Source organism: Cnuella takakiae, from assembly GCF_001953305.1.
Classification (GTDB): domain Bacteria; phylum Bacteroidota; class Bacteroidia; order Chitinophagales; family Chitinophagaceae; genus Flavisolibacter; species Flavisolibacter takakiae.
On sequence record NZ_MTFE01000010.1, the window covers coordinates 3384942 to 3397206 of the forward strand.

The 12265-nt window shown below is 48.2% G+C and carries 13 protein-coding genes; 8 read left to right on the plus strand and 5 right to left on the minus strand.

The window, feature by feature from the left end:
* Positions 1 to 381: 381 nt before the first annotated feature.
* Positions 382 to 1857 (minus strand): hypothetical protein, encoded by a 1476-nt coding sequence (locus BUE76_RS14750; RefSeq protein WP_073041221.1) that lies wholly within the window; start codon positions 1855 to 1857, stop codon positions 382 to 384.
* A 136-nt stretch (positions 1858 to 1993) separates the two neighbouring features.
* Here BUE76_RS14750 and BUE76_RS14755 point away from each other — a divergent pair, with 136 nt between their 5' ends.
* Positions 1994 to 2467 carry a 23S rRNA (pseudouridine(1915)-N(3))-methyltransferase RlmH gene (locus BUE76_RS14755; protein WP_073041223.1) on the plus strand — a complete coding sequence of 158 codons (474 nt, stop codon included), beginning with the start codon at positions 1994 to 1996 and terminating at the stop codon, positions 2465 to 2467.
* 95 nt (positions 2468 to 2562) lie between these two features.
* Positions 2563 to 3201, plus strand: coding sequence for a rhomboid family intramembrane serine protease (locus BUE76_RS14760; protein ID WP_073041225.1), 639 nt, complete (start codon positions 2563 to 2565; stop codon positions 3199 to 3201).
* On the opposite strand, the gene tilS is transcribed toward BUE76_RS14760, so the two are convergent.
* Together tilS and BUE76_RS14770 are read right to left on the minus strand one after the other, a co-directional pair.
* Positions 3191 to 4540, minus strand: coding sequence for a tRNA lysidine(34) synthetase TilS (gene tilS / locus BUE76_RS14765; RefSeq protein ID WP_073041227.1), 1350 nt, complete (start codon positions 4538 to 4540; stop codon positions 3191 to 3193). The genes BUE76_RS14760 and tilS overlap by 11 nt on opposite strands.
* Before the next feature lie 2 nt (positions 4541 to 4542).
* Complete coding sequence (locus tag BUE76_RS14770; RefSeq protein WP_073041229.1) at positions 4543 to 4854, minus strand: tetratricopeptide repeat protein; 312 nt, start codon at positions 4852 to 4854, stop codon at positions 4543 to 4545.
* 96 nt (positions 4855 to 4950) lie between these two features.
* Here BUE76_RS14770 and BUE76_RS14775 point away from each other — a divergent pair, with 96 nt between their 5' ends.
* The 6 genes from BUE76_RS14775 to rocD all read left to right on the plus strand — a co-directional run bounded on the left by BUE76_RS14775 (position 4951) and on the right by rocD (position 10479).
* Positions 4951 to 5694, plus strand: coding sequence for an electron transfer flavoprotein subunit beta/FixA family protein (locus BUE76_RS14775; RefSeq protein WP_073041230.1), 744 nt, complete (start codon positions 4951 to 4953; stop codon positions 5692 to 5694).
* Between the two features lie 127 nt (positions 5695 to 5821).
* Positions 5822 to 6787 carry an electron transfer flavoprotein subunit alpha/FixB family protein gene (locus BUE76_RS14780; RefSeq protein WP_073041232.1) on the plus strand — a complete coding sequence of 322 codons (966 nt, stop codon included), beginning with the start codon at positions 5822 to 5824 and terminating at the stop codon, positions 6785 to 6787.
* Positions 6788 to 6901: 114 nt separating this feature from the next.
* Positions 6902 to 7495 (plus strand): bifunctional nuclease family protein, encoded by a 594-nt coding sequence (locus BUE76_RS14785; protein ID WP_073041234.1) that lies wholly within the window; start codon positions 6902 to 6904, stop codon positions 7493 to 7495.
* A gap of 209 nt (positions 7496 to 7704) precedes the next feature.
* The gene (gene ispE, locus BUE76_RS14790; RefSeq protein WP_073041236.1) at positions 7705 to 8523 is read left to right on the plus strand and encodes a 4-(cytidine 5'-diphospho)-2-C-methyl-D-erythritol kinase; all 819 of its coding nucleotides are present in this window, start codon (positions 7705 to 7707) and stop codon (positions 8521 to 8523) included.
* A gap of 85 nt (positions 8524 to 8608) precedes the next feature.
* Positions 8609 to 8965 (plus strand): 6-carboxytetrahydropterin synthase QueD, encoded by a 357-nt coding sequence (queD, locus tag BUE76_RS14795; protein WP_073041237.1) that lies wholly within the window; start codon positions 8609 to 8611, stop codon positions 8963 to 8965.
* Between the two features lie 281 nt (positions 8966 to 9246).
* Entirely contained in the window at positions 9247 to 10479 is a 1233-nt protein-coding gene (rocD, locus tag BUE76_RS14800; protein WP_073041239.1) for an ornithine--oxo-acid transaminase, read from the plus strand.
* Between the two features lie 55 nt (positions 10480 to 10534).
* Here rocD and BUE76_RS14805 read toward each other — a convergent pair whose 3' ends face one another.
* Both BUE76_RS14805 and BUE76_RS14810 read right to left on the minus strand, forming a co-directional pair.
* On the minus strand, positions 10535 to 10927 hold the full coding sequence (locus BUE76_RS14805) for a hypothetical protein (protein WP_143157234.1): 393 nt from the start codon (positions 10925 to 10927) through the stop codon (positions 10535 to 10537).
* Between the two features lie 131 nt (positions 10928 to 11058).
* On the minus strand, positions 11059 to 11739 hold the full coding sequence (locus tag BUE76_RS14810) for a porin family protein (protein ID WP_073041243.1): 681 nt from the start codon (positions 11737 to 11739) through the stop codon (positions 11059 to 11061).
* Positions 11740 to 12265: the final 526 nt, after the last annotated feature.

Here is a 12265-nt window from a genome sequence, read left to right on the forward strand (position 1 = left end):
ACATTGGAGTTTTTACCGGAACATGCAATAGCATACCTACAGAAAGGTGCAAATCTTGGTTGGACCAAACTTTAGATCATTTTTCCTTGTAACCCCCTTTTTTCTAATCCACCCTTTTTTAGGTAATTGGAATTTATTGTAGCACAATAATATCCAGTCAACTTTAGGGTTTAGGCAAAGTTGGAGGCAAAACTGTTTTGCCCAATTGAGCAAAGTCAACCTTAACAACAATATTTAACAGGGCGGTGGGCTTCCCTTACGCAACGTTCAGGCATGTAAAAGCCCCGCCATAAATGGCAGGGCCAAAACAACTAACCCACTTTATTCAAACTGGTAAGAACAAGTGGACACAAATATAAGTGCTATAACTTGCTAAAAGAATTAGTTTTTCTGCTCTTTACGGAGCACCATACCAGTTGTTCGGTTTTTATTAGCGGAATGGAATTCGACTCCACCGTTTTTGGGGACTGCAAATACCGCATCCTCTTTGTCGCCATACAGGTAAAGCTTTGGCTTCCGCCCCTGGTATTCTTTTACCTCAAAGCGGTCGGCACCACCCAATCCATCCAGGTGCAGCGCCTTAGTTTCAGAAGGGTCAAACAGGCGGTCGTAGCGCAGTAAGCCTTTTTGTTGCTTTGGTCCCATAACATAAACCTGCACCCTTACCTTGTCGCCGTCATTACTAACCTCGAACAACTCAGCATCTTTGGAACCCCAAACCTGTACTTCAGTAGCCAACTGGCCGTAGTACTGAAGTACACTTTTTAACATATCATCCCTCCGGCCCTTAAGCTTCTGGGTTATTTCCTTACCGCTGATGGACAAAACAGGTGGAGGCAGTTTAGCTACTGCAGCCTCAATTACCCCATCATTCCAGTTTTGCACCACTTCATTGATGATCCTTTGCCAGTCTTGCCGGTCAAGCTCGTTAAGGTAAATACGGTCAAATTCCCTACTTTTATAATTTAATTTGTCCAAACCGCGCATATCCTGTTTATACCAGTTGAGATGCTGCATGGCTACCGCTTTGCCAACCCTTGGGATCAGTCCTGTAGCCGTAAAAAACGCCTGGTCACGATCGCGTGGAATGGCATAAAAATATTTTGCGCCAGCCGAGTCCACGCTACCCCAGCGCCACTGGTCGGCATGCCGGTCCCAATCGGCAATCAGCATGTCCAGCAACCTTCCCCGCAGCACCTCTTCCTGCATGATCAGTACTTTATTGTCCTGCGCCATTTGCGTCAGCAGGTACTCCGAGTTCCGCGACTCGGTTGCGTCAAGGGTTGGATCGCGCAGTTCCAGGTAACAGATCTGATTGGCGAATATTTTCCGGTATTCGCCAAAGGCAGGGTCATCGGGAACAAAGTAAAGCTTGGGATCAGGGGCCGGAACCTGCACGGCCTTGGCCAGTTGGGCCACCACCAAGGGCGCATATGGATTGGCAGCAGAAATCAGGTCCTGGACTATTTTTTCTGCAAGGGTATTACGCAATTTCTCCGGCAAGGCTTTTTCAACGTCCTTGTCAACGGTACGCAAGGCCCACTCCAATCCCCGGGCATCTTTCAGTTTCAGTGATTTGGTTTGCTGTCCGCCACCCAGTTCCTTAATAGCCAAACCGGTGGTTGCAAGATGCAGTACGGGCATCGTTACAGGGGTGCCCCACTCCTTTCGGTAATTCCCGCCAATGAAGAACTGTCGCAGCAATCCAGGTTTGTGATAGCGGCTGCTGGCAGGCACTTTTACCGAATCGCCCCTGGGCACAACCATGGCTGGTTGTTGCGGTGCCGTTGTTCCCGAGCAGGTGGCAAGGGCTATACAGGTGATGCCGCACAGGAAAAATAAAGCATGATGTTTCATGTTTTCTTTTTGATTGCCCTTCCCAAATACTGGAAAGGCTTACGCGCCATCACATACAAATGGTTTGCCGCGGCCCATTTCCCCAATATTGATGGGGTGAGTAAAGCAGTTTGCCCGGCTAACCTATTTTCGCAGGATGAAGATCAGCATGTGGTCCATTGGAAAGGCACACGAGGGGTATGTGAAAGCAGGTATCGACGACTTTACCAAACGCATCGGTAAGTACTACCCTGTGGAATGGCAGGTGATTGCGCCTCCCAAGAACGCCGGCCTCCTGCTGGAAGCCGACCTGAAGAAAAAAGAAGCAGAGATCATTTTGCAGGCGCTGCGACCCGACGACTACCTGGTGGCGCTAGATGAGCGGGGTAAAGGTTTTAACTCCGAAGGGCTGGCCCGCTTTCTTCAGCAAAGGGCTAACGAAAGCGTAAGACAGGTAGTATTTCTTATTGGCGGTGCTTTTGGGCTGGATGAACAGGTATGGAAAAGAGCAAACCACCTGTGGTCACTTTCCGATCTTACTTTTCCACACCAATTGGTGCGGCTTATCTTAGCCGAGCAGATTTACCGGGCCTGTACCATCAACAGAAATGAAAAATACCACCATAAATAGCTGAAAAAACGAAGAGCGAAGCACGAAACGTAGCAGTCGAATTGCTACCGCAAAATTGACAGGACCTATTTTCAAAAGACAAATTTCAACAAAGCATGCTATCCATAACACTGATCATTGTTATTATTACGAGTATTATTTCCTTTACTGCATTCAGCAATGAAAAGATCACCAATGACTTTATATTTTACCCGCCTGCCATAAGCAGGAATGGCCAGTGGTACCGCTTTATCACCTGCGGCCTCATACATGCCGAAATTTTTCACCTCTTTTTCAATATGTGGGCACTGTACTCTTTTGGCAGCCTGGTCGAGTCGGTGTTCATTCAGATATTCGGAGTAATTGGAAAATGGATTTACCTCCTGATGTATGTTACTGCTTTGGTTGCCTCACTGCTGCCCACCTACAACCGCCACAAGCATGATGCAGGGTACCGGAGCCTGGGTGCATCCGGGGCAGTAAGTGCGGTAATGTTTGCCGGTCTCTTGCTGATGCCTGATGCCAAAATCGGGATGTTCTTTATACCCATTGGCATCCCCGGGTTTTTGTTTGGTCCCCTGTACCTCCTGCTTACAGCCTATATGGACAGAAGGGGTAATTCGGGCATCAACCATTCGGCCCACCTATGGGGAGCATTGTACGGGCTGGCTTTTACCATTGTTGCTGGATATGCCGGAGGTTTCCCGGTACTCAACTATTTCGTGGAAAGTGTACAGGCTTATTTCAGCCGTTAAGCTGCACCCGGTAGGCCTGCCGGGTTGCAGGGCCTATTTTGAATCGGTCGTCTAGGCGATGGCCAACAACCCACACAATTTTATTGCCTGATTCAAGCACATATACCTGCTCTTTTTCAGTTTTTGAAAGCTTTAGGTCTATCAGCAGGCGGCTAACTTTCTTCTTTTTTCCCAATCCAAGCGGATAGAAATAGTCGCCTGCCTTCCATTTGCGCAGCACGAGGGGAAACTTAAGTTTATGGAAGTCAACCAGTGCAGTGTCGGCAGCGGTTTTCAAATTAGATGGAACCGCAACTTGCTCCAGTAAAAGTACTCTGGTCCCAAAATTTACCTTTTCCAGGTCCTGTTCTATAAGTACCAGGCTGGACTCTTCCAATTGAAGCGGTGCAATTACCAGCCAGCGCCGGTGCCGTACCACCTGGTGGGTGGCCGATTGCACATAGCGACCCGATTCACTGTCCAGCAAGTGCAGTACTGATCCTGTTTGCTGGGCACTAAACCCATATGCCTTCAACAGTTCAAAGGCTACGGTTTCCAGCGGAACCGTTTTAGCAAGCTTCAGCACCGGTACATGCACTTCTGATCCTTTGTACACACACAAGCCTTTAAGATGCTGATGCAGGGCCTGTTGGTACAAAATTTCAACTTCTGAAAAACGTTGGATATTGGCTGCCATATTCTCCATGGCCTGCGGAAATTTTTGCTGCACCAGGGGCAGTACTTCGTGCCTGAAGAAATTGCGGGTATACTTGGTTTCTGCATTGCTGCTGTCTTCCACCCAACTCAATTTGTGGCTGGCCGCATATTCGGCCAGTTCAGATCGGCGGGCAAAAAGCAGGGGCCGCACCAGCTTGCCTTGTATTGGCAGTATGCCCCGCAGCCCGCTGATACCGGTGCCTTTAAAGAAGTTCATCACCACCGTTTCAATATTATCATCGAGGTGGTGTGCCGTTGCTACAGCGGACAGGTGCAAGTGCCAGTTTGCTTCATCTGCAAGCAGTTCCTGGAACCAGTTATACCGCAAGGTGCGGGCAGCTTCCTGGATTGAACACCTGTTTGCTGCAGCAAATTCATTGGTATCAAAATGCCGGATGAAAAAAGGCACGCTCAACTCTTTCGCCAGGTCGGCTACAAATGCTGCATCACGGTCGCTTTCGGCGGCACGTAATCCAAAATGGCAATGAGCAATGGCGAAAGGAACATGTAGTTCCTGCAGCAGGTGACAAAGCACTACGGAATCGAGACCACCACTAACGGCTACCAACAACCGGCAGTTCGCCAGTGCAAGGTGATGATCCCTGGTGTAATGAAGAAAACGTTGGGAAAGCGGCTGAAACAAAATTAAAATGTTAGGTCTTCGTAAGCGGAACGCAATTCACTGTAAGCATGGTTGTCGCCTGCTGCCTTTGATCTTTCCATGCCTTTTTCATACACGGCAATGGCTGCCTCTGTTTCCTGTATGCGCTCCAGCAATTTGGCCAGGTGGTAATAACTGCCAATATAGTTTTCATCCGCTGCCAGGATATTTTCAAAAAGTGCCCGCGCTTTCGACTCCTCTCCCAGTTTGACGTATTCCAGTGCCAGTGCGTGTTGTACAAAACTGTCGGCCGGATTGGCAACTAAAAATTCCTGCAACCTTGCAATTCTATCCATTGTTGATTTGTGGTAAACCCCATTTTCGGTTTACATTTACCCGAATATTTTTTATATATTAGTTGTTTAAACAACTAAATAAAAAACTTTGAGTTCATGAAAATATTGGTTTGCATCAGCAAAACCCCAGACACGACGGCAAAAATAGCCTTCACGGATAACAACACGAAATTTGCCGAAGCGGGTGTTCAGTGGATCATCAACCCCTACGACGAATGGTATGCCCTGGTGCGCGCCATTGAACTGAAAGAGGCAAACCCGGCCATCACCATCCACCTGTTGCATGTAGGCGGCACCGATTCGGAGCCTATCATCCGCAAAGCACTGGCGCTGGGTGGCGATGAAGCCATCCGTGTAAATGCCGATCCCACCGATTCTTATTTTGTTGCGGCACAAATTGCTGAAGTTGTCCGCAGTGGCGGCTACGACCTGGTGCTTACCGGAAAGGAAACCATCGACTACAACAATGGCGCTATTGGCGGCATGGTTGCCGAACTGCTCGATTTCCCCTATGTAGCCCTTGCTACAGGCCTGAACGTGGAAGGCAGCACCGCAACTGTAAAGCGCGAAATTGAAGGGGGCGAAGAAACCGTAGAAGTATCCCTGCCCGTTGTGGTAGGTTGCCAGAAAGGTATGGCAGAAGCCCGCATCCCCAATATGCGCGGCATCATGGCTGCCCGCACCAAACCCCTGAAAGTAACGGAGCCGGTAGCTGCTGAGCCCCTCACCCTGGTGGCTGAGTTTGGCATGCCGCCCGCTAAGGCTGGTGTTAAATTGTTATCAGCCGACAATGTTGAAGAACTGGTGCGCTTGCTGCACGAAGAGGCAAGAGTGATCTAAGGAATTAGCTAAGAGGATAATTAGCTAATGTGCTAATTAAGCATGCAGTTCTTTACAAGCACTCTAAACAAAATTTTTCCATTTAGCAAATTAGCACATTGGCTAATTAGCTAATTAACTTTTTTCCATGAGCGTTCTCATATTCATCGATCATACCAGCGGGATGATTAAAAAAGCTTCCCGCGAAGCCATTTCTTATGGTGCACAACTGGCAGCCCAGCTGGGTACCACTGCCGAAGGCGTATTGCTGGGCAATGTAGCCGAAGACCTTTCGGCTTTGGGCCAGCACGGGGTACAAAAAGTGTATCACCTCCAGCATACCAACCTCGATCATTTTGATGCACAGGTTTATACAAAAGTGTTAGCGCAGGTTGCCGACCAAACCGGTGCACAGGTTCTCGTTTTTTCCAATAACACCAGCGGAAAGGCCCTGGCGCCCGCCCTTTCGGTGCGGTTGAAAGCAGGCCTGGTTTCCGGTGCCGTTTCCCTGCCAGATACCAGCAATGGTTTTGTAGTTAAAAAGAACGTGTTTTCGGGAAAGGCTTTTGCCAACGTGGCCGTTACTACAGAGCGCAAGGTGATTGCCCTGAATGTAAATGCCTTTACCATTACAACAGGCACCGGCACGGCAGAAGTTGCCAGCCTGAATGTAGATGTGCCGGCACCCAAAACCAGGGTGATCAGCAAGGACAAGTCGAGTGGTAAAGTCACCCTGTCGGAAGCGGAGGTTGTAGTAAGTGCCGGCCGTGGCCTTAAGGGACCCGAAAACTGGGGAATTGTGGAGGAGCTTGCCACCGCACTGGATGCAGCCCTTGCCTGCAGCCGTCCTGTAGCAGATGCACATTGGCGCCCGCACAGCGAGCACGTAGGACAAACCGGTGTGGCAATTGCCCCCAACCTTTATGTAGCCGCTGGCATTTCGGGAGCCATACAGCACCTGGCAGGTGTAAACCGCTCCAAGGTGATTGTGGTTATTAATAAAGACCCTGAAGCGCCATTCTTTAAAGCAGCCGATTACGGAATTGTGGGCGATGTGTTTGAAATACTCCCCAAATTCACCGAAGCGGTAAAAAAAGTTAAAGGAGTAGCTTAAGCTTTTCCATAACATGCCACCCCTACATATTGGGGTGGCATTTTTATTTATGTATAATAACGTAGGTTTGTACGCCTCCAAAGCACATAAATACTGATATATTAGCTTCTAGATATGAAGAAAATAGAACTGGAAATTGTGGCCCTATCGCACAGCATTACCCAAACACACTCTTATGCTGTGGTATTGGGAGAAGTGAACGGATTAAGAAGACTACCCATTGTGATCGGAGGCTTTGAAGCACAGGCTATTGCCGTGGCATTGGAAAAAATGCAACCCAGCCGCCCGCTTACCCACGACCTGATGAAGAATTTCATGAATGCCTTCAATATTGAACTGCACGAGGTGGTGATCACCGACCTGCAGGAAGGCATTTTTTATTCCAAACTGGTTTGCACCTCCGATAACGATACCATTGAAATTGACAGCCGTACTTCCGATGCGCTGGCACTTGCCGTGCGCTTTGGTTGTCCTGTTTATACTTACGAAAACATCCTCGACAGTGCGGGCATCCTCATGGAAGATACCGCTTCTGCCCGCAAGCGCCGCGAAGGTGGCAGTGCTGTTGAGCAAAGCAGCGGCGACAAAGAGGACCTTAAGTCCCTTTCTTTGGAAGCCCTGAACAAGCTGCTGAACGAAGTGCTGGAGCAGGAGGATTATATCAAGGCCATTGCCATACGCGATGAGATCAATAGCCGGAACCGCTGATTTGTGTGAGTGGAAGTAATTTGTACGAACCTAGGCCTTTCTGGTTTCCTTGTTTAGGTCTGGTAGAGTGCGACTGAGTTTTGCAGCAAATTCTTCAGTAGTATACAAGGGTGTTTCCATTTATGATGTTAGGTCTTACCTCGAATAGGTTCTAAGCGAGTGGCCGCAAGGTCACAAAATTCATTTTTAATCCTAGAAATCTGCAGTTCTTGGTATTTTTCCCCAATTGCAAGATCAACCTCGGTTTACACATAAAGGACAAAAGACCTGATGGTTTCCACAACCTGGAAACCATTTTTCTTCCTGTTCAATTAACGGATGCTTTGGAAATAATCCAAAGCGGGGTCGGCCAGTGCCACCTAACCGTAACCGGCATCACCATCGATGCACATGCAGAAGACAATATCTGCGTAAAAGCTTACCGGCTATTACAACAACGCTTCCCACAGCTTCCCGGCATACAGGCGCACCTGCATAAGGTAATTCCTTCCGGTGCAGGACTGGGTGGCGGGTCGGCCGACGGTGCCTTTATGCTCCTGTTGCTCAACCGTAAGTTTAACCTGGGACTTACTGAAACAGAACTGGTTACCCTTGCCCTGCAACTGGGTAGCGATTGTCCTTTTTTTATCCTCAACAAGCCTTGTTATGCTACCGGCAGGGGCGAGCAGATGAAACCAATAGCGCTAAACTTAAGCGGATACGACTTGGTACTGGTCAATCCCCGCATTCATGTAGCTACCGGTTGGGCCTTTGGCCAATTGCAACAGGGCCGGCAGCATCCAAACCTTGAAGAAATCATTGCCCTTCCCGTGGAGGAATGGAAAGACAGATTGTTGAATGATTTCGAAGCACCTGTTTTTGCAGCTCATCCCGAAATTGCTGCTATTCAGCAACAACTCTATACTGCAGGTGCGAGCTATGCGGCCATGTCTGGAACAGGCTCTACGGTTTATGGCTTATTCAAGGCAGCAAGTAACAACATGCCCGCTTTCCCGGACCATTATTTTACCTGGAAAGGAGCCCTTTGATCAGGACTGCGGGTTAAACTTTTTAACGAGTATCATACAAATCCTTTCCAAATCCTGGCAATCACTGGCTATTTTTGCAGCCGCTATGGAAATTTATAAGGAGTTCTCATTTGATTCAGCCCACTTCCTGCCCAATGTACCGGAAGGTCATAAATGCAAAAACATGCATGGTCATACCTACAAGCTTAAAGTATTTGTAGCAGGTGAAGTGCATCCTCATTACGGCTGGATCATGGACTTCAAGGAACTGAAAGATGCCATTGCGCCGCTTATAGACCAACTGGACCATAAACTTATCAATGATATTCCAGGTCTGGAAAACCCCACAGCCGAAAACATTACCATTTGGATCTGGAACCGCCTGAACCCGCTGGTGCCGCAGTTGAGCCGGATTGAATTGTACGAGACACCAACCACCGGTGTAATTTACAACGGTAAATAACCAACTTGCAGGGCGCCCTTAAAGGCGCCTTTTTATTGGTCGCGTTGGCAAAGAAGCCTATTTGCTTCTTTTTGCATAAATTGCCGCTACAAAGATTAACCCTTGGCAGCATCTGTTTTTCTTGCACAGAATTTGGACCTCCTCAACCACTGACGTTCCGTTCAGTAACTGCCACTATTCACTCTACTCCTATTTTACTGGTTTACCTTTTCAGGCTATGCTCGCTTCATCAGCGTGCCGGTTGTGTAAACACATTCTTTCTAACAGCTTAAACTTTGTTTATGGCTACTATCGCTGCTATTCACGACACCCCCTATTACCTTCAGCTTGAAGAACAATACGGTGCCCACAACTATCATCCCTTGCCCGTGGTACTGGAAAAAGGATCCGGCGTTTTTCTTTGGGATGTTGAAGGCAAACGCTATTTCGATTTCCTAAGTGGCTATTCGGCCGTAAACCAGGGTCACTGCCATCCACGCATAATTGATGCCCTGGTGCAGCAGGCACAGCGGCTCACGCTCACCAGCCGGGCATTCCACAGCAACCTGCTGGGTGAGTTTTCCAAATACATTACCGAATATTTTGGCTATCAAAAGGTGCTGCCCATGAACAGTGGCGCCGAAGCCGTTGAAACCGCATTGAAACTTTGCCGCCGCTGGGGTTACCGGGTTAAAGGCATTGCACCCGGAGCTGCAAAAATCATTGTGTGCTCCGAAAATTTCCATGGCCGCACCAGCACCATTGTTTCCTTTAGTACAGATCCCTCCTCTTTCCGCGACTTCGGACCTTTTATGCCCGGCTTTATCCAAATACCCTACAACGACCTTGATGCTCTTAAAAAAGCCCTGAAAGATGAATCGGTTGCAGGTTTCCTGGTGGAGCCCATCCAGGGTGAAGCAGGCGTAGTGGTACCGGACGAGGGTTACCTGGCTGGCGCAAAACAAATGTGCGAACAGGCCAACGTATTATTTATAGCGGACGAAATACAAACCGGTCTTTGTCGCACAGGCAAAATGCTGGCCTGCGACCATGAAGGTGTACGACCCGACATGCTGATCCTGGGTAAAGCACTGAGCGGTGGCGTGCTGCCGGTCAGCTGCGTGCTTGCCGATGATTCCATCATGCTCACCATTGGCCCAGGTGAACACGGTTCTACCTATGGCGGCAACCCACTGGCCTGCGCAGTAGCCATTGTATCCTTGCAGGTTTTACAGGACGAACAAATGGCTGCCAATGCGGAACGCCTGGGCGCTTATTTCAGGGCAGGACTGGAAGCATTGCAATCACCGTATATAAAACTGGTGCGCGGAAAGGGGCTGCTCAACGCAATAGTGATCAACCACCCCGACAAAGAAGCCGCCTGGAAACTTTGCTTGAAACTTAAAGAAAATGGGTTGCTGGCCAAGCCTACCCATGGCGATAAGATCCGGCTGGCGCCGCCGTTAATTATCACACAGGACCAAATAGACGAGTGCCTGGCAATCATCAGCAAAAGCCTTGAGGTACTGACATAAAACAAAAGACCGGCGAAGTGCCGGTCTTTTGTTTTATGTGTAAAATGGTTTCAGGCTAACTGTTGTCATTGCCAGGCCTTACAGGCGAATACATGAGGAACAGCAAAAGCGAAAGGGAGGCAGCCATAGCCAGGTAAAGCCCGTAGAGTTTTTCGGGACAATCGCCCGCCATACAGCGGTACACATATATATGGGAGCCTGCAAAAGCCACATTGATCACAGCTACAACAATGGCAATCAGCATACTCCAATTGCGGCCGATAAGGATCATGGCCAGGCATAGAACGGCAAAGTAAATATGTCCTTTTCCACGAGGGCCGTAGTTCAGGCCCATATCATTTACCCCCGTAAGGGTAAGATTATTGGTATCCAAATGAACCCAGGGCAAAAAAGCGAATCCGATCAGTAAAACGGCAGAAAGCGCCGCCATCCATTTTCTCCATTGCATGGTGCAAAGATCGGGAAATGCCCTTTGAACCCAAGGCTTTGATGTATAGATACAGATTGTTATACAAAAGCCCGGCAACTTTATGTTGCCAGGCTTTTGCCGGAAGTTCTCCTTTTAGTTGCTGCAGGTCCTTAGAACTTGAAGCCAACAGTAAAGCTGAGTACCCTGTTTTTGTTATTGTTATCCGCGCCATTGTCGGTGCCACTTTGCAGTTTGGCTAAGCCATAACCATAGTTGGCACTCAGCACCAGGGATTTGCCTTCAATACCTACTGTGGAATTAAAGCCATAATCGAAACGGCGCAATACACCCAATGCCGCACCTTCATCTTCGTTAAAGGTGGTAGGATCGTCGTTCGAGAACTTAATGCTACGCTCCGTATTAAGAATAGCAGACTCGATTTTCCTTTTCCCATTCACACCAATGCCCAGGTAAGGACCAGCACCGGCAATAAAGCGGCTGTTTTGGGATAATGGGATTTTCAACAGAACGGTTGCAGGGATCTCGAGGTAGTAGGGATTAACTGTAGCCTTGTAATAGCCCAGTTCGCCCTCTTCTCCCCTTTGCACCTTGGAACCTTTACCGGAATAAATAAGACCGGGTTGCAAGTGTACAATGCCTGCAAGCGGAATATCGGTGAGCACACCTACCTGGAACGAGGTAAGATTATTAGCACTGTTTACACCGCCTTCATCGTTTACGGAGATGTTGGCAAGGTTAACACCGGCACGGATTTGGGCGCCACGCTGGGCGTTGGCTGCGGTAGCAAGCATCAGGGCTGCTGCGCAAAAAGATAGGATCTTAGTTTTCATAACAACGTATGGTTTGCTCCTTTTCAGGCAATATGCCTGCCAAAACCAACTTGGGAAAATTATGTTCCCGATAAATAAAACTTCAACACGAGTATTGGGTATTAAGTAATTGCTTGAAATGTAAAACCCCGCAAGACTTGCAGGGTTTTAATTTTTTGAAAACAACCATATGGCTTCAGCCCGAATAACCTCTGGGGATTAAACTTCCCGGCCAGGATACCAAGGTTTTTCTCCAGGAAGATTAACAGGCGTGGTAGGATTGGGATTTTACTTGAGATTAGGACAGCCACTAATATAGAACCTTTTTGTAATTCCTATACTACAAAATCAAAAAAGGATTGTCGTCGTCCAAACCTCGGGCTGGTTTTCGAAATAGTTCATTCCATATCAAACGCAAACGGGTAATCATCAGTTGTAACATGACTATTTGGTTTAAAGATTATGGAAATGTGATCTGGTTAAATCCACGCTTCAGTTTTCATTTGGCCTGAATGGGCAAGACTGCAATTAAGCATTTGGAAAGTGC

Excerpts from the sequence above, each read along its gene's own strand:
- BUE76_RS14785 (WP_073041234.1), top strand. The coding sequence starts at position 6,902 with ATGAAGAAAATAGAACTGGAAATTGTGGCCCTATCGCACAGCATTACC.
- rocD (WP_073041239.1), top strand. The coding sequence starts at position 9,247 with ATGGCTACTATCGCTGCTATTCACGACACCCCCTATTACCTTCAGCTT.
- BUE76_RS14750 (WP_073041221.1), bottom strand. The coding sequence starts at position 1,857 with ATGAAACATCATGCTTTATTTTTCCTGTGCGGCATCACCTGTATAGCC.
- BUE76_RS14760 (WP_073041225.1), top strand. The coding sequence starts at position 2,563 with ATGCTATCCATAACACTGATCATTGTTATTATTACGAGTATTATTTCC.
- BUE76_RS14810 (WP_073041243.1), bottom strand. The coding sequence starts at position 11,739 with ATGAAAACTAAGATCCTATCTTTTTGCGCAGCAGCCCTGATGCTTGCT.
- BUE76_RS14755 (WP_073041223.1), top strand. The coding sequence starts at position 1,994 with ATGAAGATCAGCATGTGGTCCATTGGAAAGGCACACGAGGGGTATGTG.
- BUE76_RS14775 (WP_073041230.1), top strand. The coding sequence starts at position 4,951 with ATGAAAATATTGGTTTGCATCAGCAAAACCCCAGACACGACGGCAAAA.
- queD (WP_073041237.1), top strand. The coding sequence starts at position 8,609 with ATGGAAATTTATAAGGAGTTCTCATTTGATTCAGCCCACTTCCTGCCC.
- BUE76_RS14805 (WP_143157234.1), bottom strand. The coding sequence starts at position 10,927 with ATGCAATGGAGAAAATGGATGGCGGCGCTTTCTGCCGTTTTACTGATC.
- BUE76_RS14780 (WP_073041232.1), top strand. The coding sequence starts at position 5,822 with ATGAGCGTTCTCATATTCATCGATCATACCAGCGGGATGATTAAAAAA.
- BUE76_RS14770 (WP_073041229.1), bottom strand. The coding sequence starts at position 4,854 with ATGGATAGAATTGCAAGGTTGCAGGAATTTTTAGTTGCCAATCCGGCC.